The sequence below is a fragment of the Streptomyces sp. Root431 genome, assembly GCF_001426585.1.
GTDB lineage: Bacteria > Actinomycetota > Actinomycetes > Streptomycetales > Streptomycetaceae > Streptomyces > Streptomyces stackebrandtii.
Genome location: NZ_LMEI01000012.1, coordinates 173,021 through 187,700 on the forward strand (window position 1 = coordinate 173,021; position 14,680 = coordinate 187,700).

The 14,680-nt window shown below is 67.5% G+C and carries 22 protein-coding genes; 3 read left to right on the plus strand and 19 right to left on the minus strand.

All coding sequences use genetic code 11. The annotated features are described in order from the left end of the window. From rplN to ASC82_RS22995, 19 genes are all read right to left on the minus strand, one after another. A complete protein-coding gene (gene rplN / locus ASC82_RS22905; RefSeq protein ID WP_003956455.1) occupies nucleotides 1-369 on the minus strand; it encodes a 50S ribosomal protein L14 in 369 nt (122 codons plus the stop codon). A 98-nt stretch (nucleotides 370-467) separates the two neighbouring features. Further along, a complete protein-coding gene (gene rpsQ / locus ASC82_RS22910; protein ID WP_024755411.1) occupies nucleotides 468-749 on the minus strand; it encodes a 30S ribosomal protein S17 in 282 nt (93 codons plus the stop codon). Further along, complete coding sequence (rpmC, locus tag ASC82_RS22915) at nucleotides 749-973, minus strand: 50S ribosomal protein L29 (RefSeq protein ID WP_017239580.1); 225 nt, start codon at nucleotides 971-973, stop codon at nucleotides 749-751. The genes rpsQ and rpmC overlap by 1 nt, the downstream gene beginning before the upstream one ends. Beyond that, nucleotides 973-1,392 (minus strand): 50S ribosomal protein L16, encoded by a 420-nt coding sequence (gene rplP / locus ASC82_RS22920; protein WP_015035580.1) that lies wholly within the window; start codon nucleotides 1,390-1,392, stop codon nucleotides 973-975. The genes rpmC and rplP overlap by 1 nt, the downstream gene beginning before the upstream one ends. A 5-nt stretch (nucleotides 1,393-1,397) precedes the next feature. Then, nucleotides 1,398-2,246 carry a 30S ribosomal protein S3 gene (gene rpsC / locus ASC82_RS22925; RefSeq protein ID WP_017239578.1) on the minus strand — a complete coding sequence of 283 codons (849 nt, stop codon included), beginning with the start codon at nucleotides 2,244-2,246 and terminating at the stop codon, nucleotides 1,398-1,400. After that, on the minus strand, nucleotides 2,246-2,593 hold the full coding sequence (rplV, locus tag ASC82_RS22930) for a 50S ribosomal protein L22 (protein ID WP_024755410.1): 348 nt from the start codon (nucleotides 2,591-2,593) through the stop codon (nucleotides 2,246-2,248). The genes rpsC and rplV overlap by 1 nt, the downstream gene beginning before the upstream one ends. A gap of 43 nt (nucleotides 2,594-2,636) precedes the next feature. Further along, complete coding sequence (rpsS, locus tag ASC82_RS22935; RefSeq protein WP_015035577.1) at nucleotides 2,637-2,918, minus strand: 30S ribosomal protein S19; 282 nt, start codon at nucleotides 2,916-2,918, stop codon at nucleotides 2,637-2,639. Between the two features lie 12 nt (nucleotides 2,919-2,930). Further along, nucleotides 2,931-3,767, minus strand: a complete 837-nt coding sequence (gene rplB, locus ASC82_RS22940; RefSeq protein WP_030214008.1) for a 50S ribosomal protein L2 — start codon at nucleotides 3,765-3,767, stop codon at nucleotides 2,931-2,933. Nucleotides 3,768-3,807: 40 nt separating this feature from the next. Beyond that, complete coding sequence (gene rplW / locus ASC82_RS22945; protein ID WP_024755407.1) at nucleotides 3,808-4,131, minus strand: 50S ribosomal protein L23; 324 nt, start codon at nucleotides 4,129-4,131, stop codon at nucleotides 3,808-3,810. Continuing rightward, nucleotides 4,131-4,781, minus strand: coding sequence for a 50S ribosomal protein L4 (gene rplD / locus ASC82_RS22950; RefSeq protein WP_056651231.1), 651 nt, complete (start codon nucleotides 4,779-4,781; stop codon nucleotides 4,131-4,133). Before rplD ends, rplW begins: the two co-directional genes overlap by 1 nt. A gap of 7 nt (nucleotides 4,782-4,788) precedes the next feature. Continuing rightward, nucleotides 4,789-5,433 carry a 50S ribosomal protein L3 gene (gene rplC, locus ASC82_RS22955; RefSeq protein ID WP_024755405.1) on the minus strand — a complete coding sequence of 215 codons (645 nt, stop codon included), beginning with the start codon at nucleotides 5,431-5,433 and terminating at the stop codon, nucleotides 4,789-4,791. Between the two features lie 11 nt (nucleotides 5,434-5,444). Next, complete coding sequence (gene rpsJ, locus ASC82_RS22960; RefSeq protein ID WP_003948644.1) at nucleotides 5,445-5,753, minus strand: 30S ribosomal protein S10; 309 nt, start codon at nucleotides 5,751-5,753, stop codon at nucleotides 5,445-5,447. 434 nt (nucleotides 5,754-6,187) lie between these two features. Then, a complete protein-coding gene (locus tag ASC82_RS22965; protein WP_056651233.1) occupies nucleotides 6,188-7,426 on the minus strand; it encodes a sigma-70 family RNA polymerase sigma factor in 1,239 nt (412 codons plus the stop codon). After that, entirely contained in the window at nucleotides 7,423-7,785 is a 363-nt protein-coding gene (locus ASC82_RS22970; RefSeq protein WP_056651236.1) for a YciI family protein, read from the minus strand. Before ASC82_RS22970 ends, ASC82_RS22965 begins: the two co-directional genes overlap by 4 nt. A gap of 203 nt (nucleotides 7,786-7,988) precedes the next feature. Continuing rightward, complete coding sequence (gene tuf, locus ASC82_RS22975; RefSeq protein ID WP_024755402.1) at nucleotides 7,989-9,182, minus strand: elongation factor Tu; 1,194 nt, start codon at nucleotides 9,180-9,182, stop codon at nucleotides 7,989-7,991. 149 nt (nucleotides 9,183-9,331) lie between these two features. Then, nucleotides 9,332-11,461, minus strand: a complete 2,130-nt coding sequence (gene fusA / locus ASC82_RS22980) for an elongation factor G (protein WP_056651240.1) — start codon at nucleotides 11,459-11,461, stop codon at nucleotides 9,332-9,334. Between the two features lie 39 nt (nucleotides 11,462-11,500). After that, entirely contained in the window at nucleotides 11,501-11,971 is a 471-nt protein-coding gene (gene rpsG / locus ASC82_RS22985; protein ID WP_055641845.1) for a 30S ribosomal protein S7, read from the minus strand. 2 nt (nucleotides 11,972-11,973) lie between these two features. Beyond that, on the minus strand, nucleotides 11,974-12,345 hold the full coding sequence (gene rpsL / locus ASC82_RS22990; RefSeq protein ID WP_003948652.1) for a 30S ribosomal protein S12: 372 nt from the start codon (nucleotides 12,343-12,345) through the stop codon (nucleotides 11,974-11,976). A gap of 357 nt (nucleotides 12,346-12,702) precedes the next feature. Beyond that, on the minus strand, nucleotides 12,703-13,152 hold the full coding sequence (locus ASC82_RS22995; protein WP_024755399.1) for a helix-turn-helix transcriptional regulator: 450 nt from the start codon (nucleotides 13,150-13,152) through the stop codon (nucleotides 12,703-12,705). A 255-nt stretch (nucleotides 13,153-13,407) separates the two neighbouring features. Here ASC82_RS22995 and ASC82_RS23000 point away from each other — a divergent pair, with 255 nt between their 5' ends. The 3 genes from ASC82_RS23000 to ASC82_RS23010 are packed head-to-tail and all read left to right on the plus strand — an operon-like array spanning nucleotide 13,408 to nucleotide 14,679. Then, nucleotides 13,408-13,683, plus strand: coding sequence for a WhiB family transcriptional regulator (locus ASC82_RS23000; RefSeq protein ID WP_056651242.1), 276 nt, complete (start codon nucleotides 13,408-13,410; stop codon nucleotides 13,681-13,683). Then, a complete protein-coding gene (locus ASC82_RS23005) occupies nucleotides 13,676-14,440 on the plus strand; it encodes a hypothetical protein (RefSeq protein ID WP_079039432.1) in 765 nt (254 codons plus the stop codon). Before ASC82_RS23000 ends, ASC82_RS23005 begins: the two co-directional genes overlap by 8 nt. After that, nucleotides 14,434-14,679 (plus strand): hypothetical protein, encoded by a 246-nt coding sequence (locus tag ASC82_RS23010; RefSeq protein WP_242427747.1) that lies wholly within the window; start codon nucleotides 14,434-14,436, stop codon nucleotides 14,677-14,679. The genes ASC82_RS23005 and ASC82_RS23010 overlap by 7 nt, the downstream gene beginning before the upstream one ends. Nucleotide 14,680: the final 1 nt, after the last annotated feature.

The window sequence follows — 14,680 nt, forward strand, 5'->3', positions numbered from 1 at the left end:
TTACAGCACCTCCGGCGCGAGCGAGATGATCTTCATGAACTTCTTCTCGCGCAGCTCACGGCCGACCGGGCCGAAGATACGGGTGCCACGAGGGTCGCCGTCGTTCTTGAGAATGACAGCGGCGTTCTCGTCGAAGCGGATGTACGAGCCGTCCTGGCGGCGGCGCTCCTTGACGGTGCGAACGATGACCGCCTTGACGACGTCACCCTTCTTCACGTTGCCACCGGGGATCGCGTCCTTGACGGTGGCGACGATGACGTCACCGATGCCCGCGTAGCGGCGACCCGAGCCACCGAGAACACGGATGCAAAGGATCTCCTTGGCACCAGTGTTGTCGGCGACACGCAGTCGCGACTCCTGCTGGATCACGTCTATCTCCTGATTGTCTGCCGGTTCCCGGCCGGGGCTTCAGAAGAAGCCCCGGCCGAGCCTGGCGGAACGAACTTGAAGGGTTACCCCTTCAAGAATTACTTGGCCTTCTCGAGGATCTCGACGACGCGCCAGTGCTTCGTCGACGACAGCTTCCGGGTCTCCATCAGGAGGACGCGGTCGCCGATGCCGGCAGCGTTCTGCTCGTCGTGAGCCTTGAGCTTGTTCGTACGGCGGATGACCTTGCCGTACAGCGCGTGCTTGACGCGGTCCTCGACAGCGACGACGACGGTCTTGTCCATCTTGTCGCTGACGACCAGGCCCTCGCGGACCTTGCGAGCGTTGCGCTCGGTCTTCTCAGTCACGTTGCTCTCGCTCATCAGGCGTTCTCCACCGTCTCGATGCCCAGCTCGCGCTCACGCATCAGGGTGTAGATCCGGGCGATGTCCTTACGGACGGACTTGAGCCGGCCGTGGTTCTCGAGCTGGCCCGTCGCCGCCTGGAAGCGGAGGTTGAACAGCTCTTCCTTGGCCTCGCGGAGCTTGTTGAGAAGCTCCTCGTTGCCCAGCTCGCGCAGCTCGGACGCCTTGGTACCGGCCGACATCACAGCTCACCTGCTTCGCGCTTAACGATCTTGCACTTCATCGGCAGCTTGTGGGCCGCACGGGTCAGGGCCTCGCGCGCGATCTTCTCGTTCGGGTAGGACAGTTCGAACATCACCCGACCCGGCTTGACGTTCGCGATCCACCACTCCGGAGAACCCTTACCGGAACCCATGCGGGTCTCGGCAGGCTTCTTCGTCAGGGGGCGGTCCGGGTAGATGTTGATCCAGACCTTGCCGCCACGCTTGATGTGGCGGGTCATCGCGATACGAGCAGCCTCGATCTGGCGGTTCGTCACGTACGCCGGCGTGAGGGCCTGAATGCCGTACTCGCCGAACGCAACCTGCGTACCACCCTTGCTCATACCCGAGCGCTTGGGGTGGTGCTGCTTGCGGTGCTTGACCCTACGGGGGATCAGCATTTCGGTCAGGCCTCCGTTCCGGTGCTCTCAGCCGGAGCGGCAGCGGCGGCGGGAGCGTCGGCCTTGGGGGCCTCGGCAGCCGGCGCGGACTGCTGCTGCGGCTTGCGGCCGCGGCCGCCACGCTCGCCACCACGGCCACCACGGCCGGCCGGGCGGTCGCCAGCGCCGGCACCACGGGCCGGGCGGTTACCCGCACGGGCCGCAGCGTTCTCGGCGCGGACCTCGGCGATGTTCTTGACGTCGCCCTTGTAGATCCAGACCTTGACGCCAATGCGACCGAAGGTCGTCTTGGCCTCGAAGAAGCCGTAGTCCACGTTCGCGCGGAGCGTGTGCAGCGGCACACGACCCTCGCGGTAGAACTCGGAGCGGGACATCTCGGCGCCGCCGAGACGACCGCCACACTGGATCTTGATGCCCTTGGCGCCGGCCTTCATCGTGCCCTGCATGCTCTTACGCATGGCGCGACGGAAGGAGACGCGGGAGGAGAGCTGCTCGGCAACGGCCTGAGCAACCAGCTGAGCGTCCATCTCGGGGTTCTTGACCTCGAGGATGTTCAGCTGGACCTGCTTGCCCGTGAGCTTCTCGAGGTCACCGCGGATGCGGTCGGCCTCGGCGCCACGGCGGCCGATGACGATGCCGGGACGCGCGGTGTGGATGTCCACACGCACACGGTCACGGGTGCGCTCGATCTCAACCTTCGAGATGCCGGCGCGCTCCATGCCGGACGTCATCATCCGACGGATGGCGACGTCTTCCTTGACGTAGTCCTTGTACAGCTTGTCGGCGTACCAACGGGACTTGAAGTCCGTGGTGATGCCGAGCCGGAACCCATGCGGGTTAACCTTCTGGCCCATTACCGGGTTCCTTCCTTGCTGCTGACGACCACGGTGATGTGGCTGGTCCGCTTACGGATCCGGAATGCACGGCCCTGAGCACGCGGACGGAACCGCTTCAGGGTCGGGCCCTCATCGACGTACGCCTCGCTGATGACCAGCGAAGAGGCGTCAGTGTGGTCGTAGTTGTGTGCAGCGTTGGCAATGGCGCTGTCCAGCACCTTGCCAACCGGCACGCTCGCGGCCTGCGGGGCGAAACGCAGGACCGCCTGAGCCTCCGTGGCGTCCATGCCACGGATAAGGTCCACCACTCGGCGGGCCTTCATGGGCGTGACGCGGATGTACCGCGCCTGGGCCCTGGCTTCCATGGTTGTCCTTCCAGTGTCTGTCATGGTCGATTCCACCCCGCTACTAGCGGCGCTTCGACTTCCGGTCGTCCTTCACGTGACCCCGGAAGGTGCGCGTCGGCGAGAACTCGCCGAGCTTGTGGCCGACCATCGACTCGGTGACAAACACCGGAATGTGGGTCTTGCCGTTGTGCACCGCGATCGTGTGGCCGAGCATGGCCGGGATGATCATCGAGCGACGGGACCAGGTCTTGATGACGTTCTTGGTACCGGCTTCGTTCTGGGCGTCCACCTTCTTGACGAGGTGGCCGTCGACGAAGGGTCCCTTCTTGAGACTGCGCGGCATCTAAACCCGCTCCTAGCGCTTCTTGTTCGTCTTGCGGCGGCGGACGATGTACTTGCTCGAAGCCTTCTTCGGCGAGCGAGTACGACCCTCCTTCTGACCCCACGGGGAGACCGGGTGGCGACCACCGGAGGTCTTGCCCTCACCACCACCGTGCGGGTGGTCCACCGGGTTCATCGCCACACCGCGAACGGTCGGGCGAACGCCCAGCCAGCGCTTACGGCCGGCCTTGCCCCAGTTGATGTTCGACTGCTCGGCGTTGCCGACCTCGCCGATCGTCGCGCGGCAGCGGGCGTCGACGAGACGGATCTCGCCGGACGGCATACGAAGGTGGGCCATCGTGCCCTCCTTCGCCAGCAGCTGCACGGAGGCACCAGCGGAGCGCGCGAACTTGGCGCCGCCACCGGGACGGATCTCGATCGCGTGGATCGTGGTACCGACCGGGATGTTGCGGAGAGCCAGGTTGTTGCCGGGCTTGATGTCCGCGCCGGGGCCGTTCTCGACGCGGTCACCCTGCGTCAGACCCTTGGGGGCGATGATGTAGCGCTTCTCGCCGTCCACGTAGTGGAGCAGCGCGATGCGCGCGGTGCGGTTGGGGTCGTACTCGATGTGAGCGACCTTCGCCGGCACGCCGTCCTTGTCGTGACGACGGAAGTCGATCACCCGGTAGGCGCGCTTGTGGCCGCCACCCTGGTGTCGAACCGTGATCCGACCGGTGTTGTTACGGCCGCCCTTGCTGTGCAGGGGGCGGACCAGCGACTTCTCCGGCGTGGACCGCGTGATCTCGACGAAGTCGGCTACGGAGGAGCCACGACGGCCCGGCGTAGTCGGCTTGTACTTGCGGATTCCCATTTCTCAGTCCTCGTCCGATTCCGGACGATCCAGACCGCCCTTAGGCGGTCGGACCGCCGAAGATGTCGATACGGTTGCCCTCGGCAAGGGTCACGATGGCGCGCTTGGTGTCCTTGCGCTTACCGAAACCGGCCTTGGTGCGCTTGCGCTTGCCCTGGCGGTTGATCGTGTTGACCCCGGTGACCTTGACCGAGAAGACCGCCTCGACGGCCTGCTTGATCTGGGTCTTGTTGGAGCCAGGCGCGACGATGAACGTGTACTTGTTCTCGTCCAGCAGGGCGTAGCTCTTCTCCGAGACAACCGGCTTGACGAGGATGTCACGCGGGTCCGAGAAGGTCTTGCTGGTGACGACGGCCTCAGTCATCAGGCGTCGCTCCCTTCGGTCTCAGCGGTCTGGGGGCCAGACACGAAGGACTCGAGGGCGGCCTGGGTGAAGACCACGTCGTCAGAGACGATCACGTCGTACGTGTTGAGCTGGCCCGGCTCCAGGATGTGCACCTGGGGCAGGTTACGAGCGGACAGCCACGCAGCCTCGTCCGAGCGCTCGACGACCAGGAGCAGGTTCTTGCGCTCCGAGATCTTGCCGAACAGCGTCTTGGCGGCCTTGGTGGAGATGTCACCCTCGACCACGCCGGTGACGACGTGGATGCGGGAGTGGTTCGCCCGGTCCGACAGGGCACCGCGGAGGGCGGCGACCTTCATCTTCTTCGGGGTCCGCTGGGAGTAGTCACGCGGCTGCGGGCCGTGGACGACGCCACCACCGGCGAACTGCGGGGCGCGGGTCGAACCCTGACGGGCGCGGCCGGTGCCCTTCTGGCGGTACGGCTTCTTGCCGCCACCGCGGACTTCGCCACGGGTCTTGGTCTTGTGCGTGCCCTGACGGGCAGCGGCCAGCTGCGCGACGACGACCTGGTGGATCAGCGGAACGCTGACCTTGGCGCCGAAGATCTCCGCGGGGAGCTCGACGGTCCCGGCCTTGTCGCCTGCCGGCGAAAGGATGTCAATGGTGCTCATCGGTTCCTCAAACCCCCTTGGCCGCGGTGCGGACCAGGACGAGGCCACCGTTGGGGCCGGGGACGGCGCCCTTGATGAGCAGCAGACCCTTCTCGGCGTCAACGGCGTGGACGGTCAGGTTCTGGGTGGTCACACGCTCGTTGCCCATGCGACCGGCCATCTTCATGCCCTTGAAGACACGGCCCGGGGTGGCGCAGCCACCGATCGAACCGGGCTTGCGGTGCACGCGGTGGGCACCGTGCGAAGCCTTGCCACCACGGAAGTTGTGGCGCTTCATGACACCGGCGAAGCCCTTGCCCTTGCTCTTACCGGTGACGTCGACCTTCACGCCGGCCTCGAAGAGCTCGGCGGTGATCTCCTGGCCGAGCGTGTACTCGGAGGCGTCAGCGGTGCGGAGCTCCACCAGGTGGCGGCGCGGGGTGACGTCAGCCTTGGCGAAGTGACCCTTGAGGGGCTTGTTCACCTTGCGAGGGTCGATCTCGCCGAAGGCGATCTGGACCGACTCGTAGCCGTCGACGTCGTTCGTACGGACCTGGGTCACGACATTCGGGCCGGCCTTGACGACGGTCACCGGGACGACCCGGTTGTTCTCGTCCCAGACCTGCGTCATGCCGAGCTTCTCGCCCAGGATGCCCTTGATGTTCTTAGCCATCTCGCGCGCCCTCAGAGCTTGATCTCGATGTCAACGCCCGCCGGGAGGTCGAGACGCATGAGCGAGTCAACCGTCTTCGGCGTGGGGTCGAGGATGTCGATGAGGCGCTTGTGCGTGCGCATCTCGAAGTGCTCGCGCGAGTCCTTGTACTTGTGCGGCGACTTGATGACGCAGTACACGTTCTTCTCAGTGGGCAGCGGCACCGGGCCCGCGACCGACGCACCAGTGCGCGTCACCGTCTCGACGATCTTCTTCGCCGAGGAATCGATGACCTCGTGGTCGTAGGCCTTGAGCCGGATGCGGATCTTCTGTCCCGCCATGGCTACTAGTAGTCCTGTCTCTCGTAACGCTCTGGACTCGGGGGTTCTCTTGACTCTGTCTCCGACCCACGCGGTCGGGCGTGTCGCACTCCCTCTACGCAGAAATCCCGAAGGATTTCCCAACCAAGGGGGTGCGGTCCCAAGAACCGCGAGCCGGGGGCAGAACACCACCCGAGTGCCTGGTCTGCACCCCGCTGACGCTTCCCGGAAGATTCCCGTACGTCCGCTCCTGAGAAGGAGCGACGAGTACTGTGGGACTCGCTTCCGGTCCTCCCGACGGGAGGCGCGCAGCATCGGCACTCAACCGAGCAACCCCGACAGTCTGCCATACGGGACCTTCCGGCCGCCAATCGGGGGCGAAGACTGTACCCCACGTCACGTACGGGCAACCGTCGGGGCGCACCCACGGCCCCACGAGTCCCGTTCCGCCCCTCTCATCCCAACCGGCGTGCCCGTTCCGTCAGATGGCGGCGCTCCGGAGCGCTCGTCGCGTGACGGGCCGCCTCGCGGTAGGCGGCGGACGCGTTCTCCTCGTCGCCGAGGAGTTCGAGGAGGTGCGCGCGGGTGGCGAGGAGCCGGTGGTGGTGGGCGAGGCGCTTGTCCTGCGCCAGGCCGGCGAGGAGCTCGAGACCCGCTTCCGGGCCGTGGACCATCGCGACCGCGACCGCGCGGTTGAGCGTGATCACCGGGTTGTCCCCGGTCTGCTCCAGGAGCTCGTACAGGGCGAGGATCTGCGGCCAGTCCGTCTCCCCCGCGGACTCGGCCTCGTCGTGCACGGCCGCGATCGCCGCCTGGAGCTGGTACGGGCCGACCCGCCCCTTCGGCAGCGTCCGGCTGATCAGCTCGACGCCCTCGGAGATCAGCCGGCCGTCCCAGCGGCCCCTGTCCTGCTCCGCGAGCGGCACCAGCTCGCCGTGCGGGCCCGTGCGGGCGGGGCGGCGGGCGTCGGTGAGCAGCATGAGCGCGAGGAGGCCCGCGGTCTCGGTGTCCTCGGGGACGAGCCGGTGCAGGAGCCGGGCGAGCCGGATCGCCTCCGTGGCCAGTTCGGGGACGGTGAGGTCGTCGCCGCCGCTGGCCGTGTAGCCCTCGTTGAAGACGAGGTAGAGCACGTGCCGGACCTCGGCGAGGCGGGCGGCCCTGTCCTCCCCCGCGGGCACGGCGAACGAGCCGCCGGCCGCCTTGATCGTCTGCTTGGCCCGGCTGATCCGCTGCGCCATGGTCGACTCGGGGACGAGGAACGCGGCGGCGATCTGCCCGGTGGTGAGGCCGCCGACGGCGCGCAGGGTGAGCGCGATCCGACTGGGGGGCGACAGCTCCGGGTGGCAGCAGAGGAACAGCAGGGACAGGGAGTCGTCCTCGGCACCCTCGGGGGCGTCCGCCGCCCGGGCGACGAGCTCGGAGTCGGGGGTGGCGAGCGCGAGGGCGTCCTCGCGGCGCCGGCGCGCGGCCTCGCTCCGTACCAGGTCGATGTACCTGCGCTGGGCGACCGTGAGCAGCCAGGAGCGCGCGTTGTCGGGGGTCCCCTCCTCGGGCCACTGCCGCGCGGCGGCGATCAGCGCCTCCTGGACGGCGTCCTCGCAGAGGTCGAAGGTGCCGTACCGCCGGACGAGCGCGCCGAGGACCTGCGGCGCACACGTGCGCAGCAGGCCCTCGATCTCGTGGGTCCCGGTCACACGTCCGCCGCGGACTCGTGCAGGATCGGCCAGAGCTCGACGGGGTCGGTGTCCGCGAAGGGCATGTCGGCGGCGATCTGCTGGGCGCGCTCCAGGCTCTCGCAGTCGAGCAGGTAGAAGCTGGCCAGGTATTCCTTGGTCTCCAGGTACGGCCCGTCGGTGACGACGGGGGCACCGGCCTCGCGGCGGACGAGCTGGGCGGCGGCCGCGTCGGCGAGTCCGTACGCGCCGATCAGCTCGCCGCTCTCCCGGTACTTCCGGTTGAAGGCCTCCTGCTTGGCGATCGCCTCGGGCCAGGCCTCGGCGGGGAAGGAGTCCCACTTGGCCTGGTTGCCGTAGATCATCGCGACGTACTTCATCTCGGGTGTCCTCCCCGTCCCGCGTGCCCCTGTGGCGCGCTGTCACCCATGGGTCGGAGCCGCCGGCGCGGTCTCGACATCGGACGACAGTATTTCCCGGAATCTTTCGAAGATCATGGAAACGGGAACGCGAGAAGGCCCCGCACCGTGAGGTGCGGGGCCTTCTCTATGGAGCTCGTGGAGCTACCGGGTCAGAACACCGATCAGGCGGTGATCTTGACGACCTGGCCGGCGCCGACGGTCCGGCCACCCTCACGGATGGCGAACTTGAGGCCCTCCTCCATGGCGATGGGCTGGATCAGCTCAACGCTCATGGCGGTGTTGTCGCCCGGCATGACCATCTCGGTGCCCTCGGGGAGGGTAACGACGCCGGTCACGTCCGTGGTACGGAAGTAGAACTGCGGGCGGTAGTTGTTGAAGAACGGGGTGTGACGGCCACCCTCGTCCTTCGACAGGATGTAGGCCTGGGCCTCGAAGTTGGTGTGCGGCGTGACCGAGCCCGGCTTGATGATGACCTGGCCGCGCTCGACGTCCTCACGCTTGATGCCACGGAGGAGCAGACCGACGTTCTCACCGGCCTGGCCCTCGTCGAGCAGCTTGCGGAACATCTCGATACCGGTGACCGTGGTGGTGGTCTTCTCGGTCTTGATACCGATGATGTCGACGGTCTCGTTGACCTTGAGGATACCGCGCTCGATACGACCGGTGACGACGGTGCCACGACCGGTGATCGTGAAGACGTCCTCGATCGGCATCAGGAACGGCTTGTCGACGTCACGCTCGGGCTGCGGGATCGACTCGTCGACGGCCTTCATGAGACCGAGGAGAGCCTCGCCCCACTCCTTGTCGCCCTCGAGCGCCTTGAGCGCCGAGACGCGGACGACCGGAAGGTCGTCGCCCGGGAACTCGTACTCGGAGAGGAGCTCACGCACCTCGAGCTCGACGAGCTCCAGGATCTCCTCGTCGTCCACCATGTCGGCCTTGTTCAGGGCGACGACGATGTACGGAACGCCGACCTGGCGGGCCAGGAGCACGTGCTCCTTGGTCTGCGGCATCGGGCCGTCGGTGGCCGCGACCACGAGGATGGCGCCGTCCATCTGCGCCGCACCCGTGATCATGTTCTTGATGTAGTCCGCGTGACCGGGGCAGTCAACGTGGGCGTAGTGACGCGACTCGGTCTGGTACTCGACGTGCGCGATCGAGATGGTGATACCGCGCTGGCGCTCCTCGGGAGCCTTGTCGATCTGGTCGAAGGCCGAGGCCTCGTTCAGGTCCGGGTACGCGTCGTGCAGCACCTTGGTAATGGCGGCCGTGAGGGTCGTCTTACCGTGGTCAATGTGACCGATGGTGCCGATGTTGACGTGCGGCTTAGTCCGCTCGAACTTTGCCTTCGCCACTGAATCCTCCTGCGGAGTGGTTCTGTACGCCTTGCTCATCGGCGCCAGGTGATCTTTGCTGGGATGCCAGTCGCCGGGGCCCGATCCTCGGGGTTCCGGGGTGAAACCCCGGCGACTGGTGTCAAGCCTAAAGCGTGAACTCGGGAGAGTTACTCGCCCTTGGCCTTCGCGATGATCTCCTCGGCGACGTTCCGCGGAACCTCGGCGTAGGAGTCGAACTGCATCGAGTAGCTTGCGCGACCCGAGGTCTTGCTGCGGAGGTCTCCGACGTAGCCGAACATCTCCGAAAGGGGCACGAGGCCCTTCACGACGCGGGCGCCGCTGCGCTCCTCCATGGCCTGAATCTGACCACGGCGGGAGTTGATGTCGCCGATGACCTCACCCATGTAGTCCTCGGGCGTGGTGACCTCGACGGACATCATGGGCTCGAGGATGACCGGCGAAGCCTTGCGCGCGGCCTCCTTGAAGGCCTGCGAACCGGCGATCTTGAACGCGAGCTCGGAGGAGTCGACCTCGTGGTAGCCACCGTCGAGAAGGATGACGCGGACGCCAGTCATCTCGTAGCCGGCCAGGATGCCGAACTGCATGGCCTCCTGCGCACCCGCGTCGACCGAAGGGATGTACTCCTTCGGGATGCGGCCACCGGTGACCTTGTTCACGAACTCGTACGAGGCGTCGCCGCCCTCGATGGGCTCGATCGCGATCTGCACCTTGGCGAACTGACCGGTACCACCGGTCTGCTTCTTGTGGGTGTAGTCCACGCGCTCGACGGCCTTGCGGATCGTCTCGCGGTACGCGACCTGCGGCTTGCCGACGTTCGCCTCGACCTTGAACTCGCGACGCATGCGGTCGACGAGGATGTCGAGGTGAAGCTCGCCCATACCACCGATGATGGTCTGGCCGGTCTCCTCGTCCGAGTGCACCTGGAAGGAGGGGTCCTCCTCCGCGAGACGCTGGATGGCAACACCCAGCTTCTCCTGGTCACCCTTGGACTTGGGCTCGATCGCGACCTGAATGACCGGCGCCGGGAAGTCCATGGACTCCAGGATGACCGGGTTCTTGTCGTCGCACAGCGTCTCACCGGTGGTGGTCTGCTTCAGGCCCATGACGGCGACGATGTCGCCGGCGCCCACCGAGTCGATCTCCTCACGCTTGTTCGCGTGCATGCGGTAGATCTTGCCGATGCGCTCCTTCTTGCCCTTGACGGAGTTCAGCACCGCGGTGCCGGCCTCCAGGCGACCGGAGTAGATCCGGACGAAGGTGAGCTTGCCGAGGTGCGGGTCGCTCGCGATCTTGAACGCGAGGGCCGACAGCGGCTCGTCGTCGGACGGCTTGCGCTTGACGACCAGCTCCGCGTCCTTGACGTCGTGGCCCTCGATGGCCTCGACGTCCAGGGGGGAGGGAAGGTAGCGCACGACCGCGTCGAGCAGGGGCTGGACGCCCTTGTTCTTGAACGCGGTGCCACAGAAGACGGGGGTGACCGTCTTCTCGCCGCCACCCTTGCCGGAGGCAATGGTGATGCGACGGACGGCGGCGTAGAGCTGCTCCTCGGTGGGCTCGACGCCCTCGAGGAAGAGCTCCATGAGCTCCTCGTCGTTCTCGGAGACGGCCTCGACCAGCTTGCCGCGGTACTCCTCGGCCAGCTCGGTGAGGTTCGCCGGGATGTCGACGACGTCGTACATCTCGCCCTTGGACGCTTCGGCGGACCAGACGAGGGCCTTCATGCGGACCAGGTCCACAACACCCTCGAAGTCGGCCTCGGCGCCGATGGGCAGCTGCATGACGATCGGGACCGCGCCAAGGCGGTTCACGATCATGTCGACGCAGCGGAGGAAGTCGGCGCCCGTACGGTCGAGCTTGTTGACGAAGCAGATACGCGGAACGCCGTAGCGGTCCGCCTGACGCCAAACAGTCTCGGACTGGGGCTCGACGCCGGCCACACCGTCGAACACGGTGACAGCACCGTCGAGCACGCGCAGCGAACGCTCCACCTCGACGGTGAAGTCGACGTGGCCCGGCGTGTCGATGATGTTGATCGTGTGATCGACATTCTCGAGCGGCCAGTGGCAGGTCGTCGCGGCCGACGTGATCGTGATGCCGCGCTCCTGCTCCTGCTCCATCCAGTCCATCGTGGCAGCGCCGTCGTGGACTTCACCGATCTTGTAAGAGACGCCGGTGTAGAACAGGATCCGCTCGGTGGTGGTCGTCTTGCCCGCGTCGATGTGCGCCATGATGCCGATGTTGCGCACCTTGGCAAGGTCAAGCGAAGTGGTAGCCATATCGGCTCAGTCTTCTCTCGGTCTCGATGTGGGTTGCGACTACCAGCGGTAGTGCGCGAAGGCCTTGTTGGACTCGGCCATCTTGTGCGTGTCCTCACGCTTCTTGACCGAAGCGCCGAGGCCGTTCGAGGCGTCGAGCAGTTCGTTCAGGAGGCGCTCGGTCATGGTCTTCTCGCGGCGGGCGCGGGAGTAACCGACGAGCCAGCGCAGCGCGAGGGTGGAGGCGCGACCGGGCTTGACCTCGATCGGCACCTGGTAGGTGGCGCCACCGACACGGCGGGACTTGACCTCGAGGGACGGCTTGACGTTCTCGAGAGCGCGCTTCAGCGTGATGACCGGGTCCTGGCCGGTCTTCTCGCGAAGACCCTCCATGGCGCCGTACACGATGCGCTCGGCGGTGGAACGCTTGCCGTCCAGCAGGATCTTGTTGATCAGCGAGGTGACAAGAGGAGAGCTGTAGACCGGGTCGATGATGACCGGGCGCTTCGGGGCGGGGCCCTTACGAGGCATTCTTACTTCTCCTTCTTGGCGCCGTAGCGGCTGCGAGCCTGCTTACGGTTCTTGACGCCCTGCGTGTCGAGGGAACCGCGGATGATCTTGTAGCGAACACCCGGCAGGTCCTTCACACGGCCACCACGCACGAGCACGATGGAGTGCTCCTGCAGGTTGTGACCCTCACCCGGGATGTAGGCCGTGACCTCGATGCCCGAGGTCAGACGCACACGCGCGACCTTACGGAGGGCCGAGTTCGGCTTCTTCGGGGTGGTCGTGAACACACGCGTGCAGACGCCACGACGCTGAGGGGAACCCTCAAGTGCGGGCGTCTTGTTCTTCTCGACCTTGTCCTGCCGGCCCTTACGGACCAGCTGCTGGATCGTAGGCACTACTTCTCCGGTTTCTGTGTGCCGTCGGTGAAACTAACCTGGAACACTCGCCGACCCACGCGGTCGGGTGTGTCGAATCTCGCGGACCTCCGCCGAAGGCGGAAAAGGCGCGGATCACGGTGGCCGTTTCGCGGACTCGCCGTGCGGCGGAAGACACGCACGCGAGCCCAGGCACACCCCAGGCACAAGGCATGAGCGTACCTATCGCATGGACTCCGGTCAAAACAAATGGCCACGCGCGCGGAGCTCCGGGCACGCCGGGACGTGCCGGATCGGCCCCGGGAGTCGCCCCGGGGCCGTACGGAGAGGGGTCACCGGGAGGGACCCGGCGACCCGGAGCGTCGGACCGGCCGCGGGTCAGTCGCGCGCGGTGCGCCTCGCCTCGACGGCGGCGGCGTCGTCGGCGCCCTCCTCGTCGGGCTCCAGGAACTGGTTCACGACCTTGACGAAGACGCCCAGGCGCTCGTCGGGCACGCCGAGCCAGCGAGCGAAGTCCTCCATGGTCGGCTGCCAGTCGTTGGGCGGCAGCAGGTCCGCCGCGAGCGGCAGCTCCTCGGGGGTGACCCGGCCGGACCGGATCAGCATGTCCCGGACGGAGACCCCGAGGAGCGGGGCGATCCGGCGCATGGTCTCCAGGTCGGGCATGCTCTGGCGCTGCAGCAGGCGCGTCACGGCGGCGCGGTGCACGCCGGCCTCGTCCGCGATCCGGGACTTCCCGCCGCCGCGGGGGCTGTCGATGTCGTAACCGCGCGCTCTCATCAGGCCTTCGACCCAGCCCGCGAATTCGTCGAGCCCTTGACTGGTCATGTGTGTACCGCTCCCTTATCTCCCCACCCTCCGGATTCCATACTTTAGCGTGCTTGCGCGCACAGAATTACGTGCTTTCGGGCACGCAATCGTGTCGAATCGATGAAGACCCAGCCAGGACATCCCCACAAGTTTGTTGCGCGCTCGCACGCAACGTGTAAGGCTGCTCATCGCCGCACTCGCCGGCCCCCTGAGCCCCAGAAGCCCCACCGGCCCCATGGACGCCCCGGTGGCCCCGGACCGTGGAGAAACCTCTTGTTCCCGACCGACCCGTCCCCCTGGCAGGCCTCCGCCGCGTGCGCCGGCCTCTCCCCGTCCGTCGTCTTCGCCCGCCGGCCCAAGGACGCGGCCCCGGCGCTGCGCGCCTGCGCCGCCTGCCCCGTCCGCCGCGAGTGCGAGGCGGCCGTGGCCCCGGCCGAGAGCTACTTCGACGGCGTCTGCGCGGGCCGCCTGTGGCGCAACGGCCGCGCGGCGGACGCGCAGCGCGTCGCCAAGGCGGTCGCGATGGCGGGGAGCCGCCGCCGTGGCTGACCTCACCGACCACACCGCCCCCGCTGCCCCCACCGCCCACGCCGTCGAGCTCGTGGTGCGGGACATCGCCCTCTGGACCGCCTCCCTCGTACGGCAGTTCCCCGAGCTCTCCGAGGAGCTGGCGCCCGGCCGCCGCTCCCCCGCCGGGACCGCCCCCACCGCCCCGCACCCCGGCCGCGACGAGCTGATCCGCGAGGAGCGGCGCGAGGCGCTGCTCCTCGAACAGCGTCACGGCCTCGCCGTCCCCGGGCACGGCGCCGCCCCGATCCGGCTCCACATCTCCGACGCCATCCGGGACATCACCGACGGCGTCGTGGAGCTGGAGGACGCGGTCTGCGCCCGGCTCGGCCTGCCGCGGCCCCGCCGCGCCGGGGTGATCGAGCGGCTGCGGCGGATCGTCGGACTGCTCGACGCCGTCGCCGCCCACCCGGTCCTCGCCCGGCACGTCCGGGACGAGATCCGGCGGATGGCCCGCCGGTGCGCCAGGACGCTGGGCGACTCGGAGACGATCGTCCGGGTCTCGGGGCGCTGCCCGTGGTGCGACTCGGTGTCGCTGCGGGCGTTCCCGGACCGGCGGGCGGTGCTGTGCGTGAACCCGGCATGTGTGTGCACGGACACGGCGTGCGGCTGTCAGGACGACCCGGCGTACCGGCACCTGTGGCCGGAGAGCGCGTGGGGGGAGCTGACGGAGGCGTCGGGAACCCGTACCGAGGAGATCGAAGCGGCGATGGACGACACGAAGGAGACCTCATGCTGAGCTCGCCCGCGATGCCCTCGATGACCGGGCTGCCGGCACTGGGCGCACTGCCCGCGCTGATCCCCGGGCCGCTCGCCGCCGAGGAGGCCGGGGTCGCCCCCGCGACGATCCGCAAGTGGGTCCAGCTGGGTCACCTGCGGGCCGCGGGCAAGGCGGGCCGCGCCCAGCTCTTCCGCCTGGAGGACGTCTTCGCGGCGGAGCGGCTGGCCCGCCGCCGTACCCGTACGAGTACCGCCTGAT

Excerpts from the sequence above, each read along its gene's own strand:
- rpsG (WP_055641845.1), bottom strand. The coding sequence starts at position 11,971 with ATGCCTCGTAAGGGCCCCGCCCCGAAGCGCCCGGTCATCATCGACCCG.
- rpmC (WP_017239580.1), bottom strand. The coding sequence starts at position 973 with ATGTCGGCCGGTACCAAGGCGTCCGAGCTGCGCGAGCTGGGCAACGAG.
- rplB (WP_030214008.1), bottom strand. The coding sequence starts at position 3,767 with ATGGGAATCCGCAAGTACAAGCCGACTACGCCGGGCCGTCGTGGCTCC.
- ASC82_RS23010 (WP_242427747.1), top strand. The coding sequence starts at position 14,434 with ATGCTGAGCTCGCCCGCGATGCCCTCGATGACCGGGCTGCCGGCACTG.
- fusA (WP_056651240.1), bottom strand. The coding sequence starts at position 11,461 with ATGGCTACCACTTCGCTTGACCTTGCCAAGGTGCGCAACATCGGCATC.
- rpsJ (WP_003948644.1), bottom strand. The coding sequence starts at position 5,753 with ATGGCGGGACAGAAGATCCGCATCCGGCTCAAGGCCTACGACCACGAG.
- rplW (WP_024755407.1), bottom strand. The coding sequence starts at position 4,131 with ATGACTGAGGCCGTCGTCACCAGCAAGACCTTCTCGGACCCGCGTGAC.
- rpsC (WP_017239578.1), bottom strand. The coding sequence starts at position 2,246 with ATGGGCCAGAAGGTTAACCCGCATGGGTTCCGGCTCGGCATCACCACG.
- rplD (WP_056651231.1), bottom strand. The coding sequence starts at position 4,781 with ATGAGCACCATTGACATCCTTTCGCCGGCAGGCGACAAGGCCGGGACC.
- rpsQ (WP_024755411.1), bottom strand. The coding sequence starts at position 749 with ATGAGCGAGAGCAACGTGACTGAGAAGACCGAGCGCAACGCTCGCAAG.
- rplP (WP_015035580.1), bottom strand. The coding sequence starts at position 1,392 with ATGCTGATCCCCCGTAGGGTCAAGCACCGCAAGCAGCACCACCCCAAG.
- ASC82_RS22970 (WP_056651236.1), bottom strand. The coding sequence starts at position 7,785 with ATGAAGTACGTCGCGATGATCTACGGCAACCAGGCCAAGTGGGACTCC.
- rpsS (WP_015035577.1), bottom strand. The coding sequence starts at position 2,918 with ATGCCGCGCAGTCTCAAGAAGGGACCCTTCGTCGACGGCCACCTCGTC.
- rplC (WP_024755405.1), bottom strand. The coding sequence starts at position 5,433 with ATGGCTAAGAACATCAAGGGCATCCTGGGCGAGAAGCTCGGCATGACG.
- rplV (WP_024755410.1), bottom strand. The coding sequence starts at position 2,593 with ATGGAAGCCAGGGCCCAGGCGCGGTACATCCGCGTCACGCCCATGAAG.
- ASC82_RS22995 (WP_024755399.1), bottom strand. The coding sequence starts at position 13,152 with ATGACCAGTCAAGGGCTCGACGAATTCGCGGGCTGGGTCGAAGGCCTG.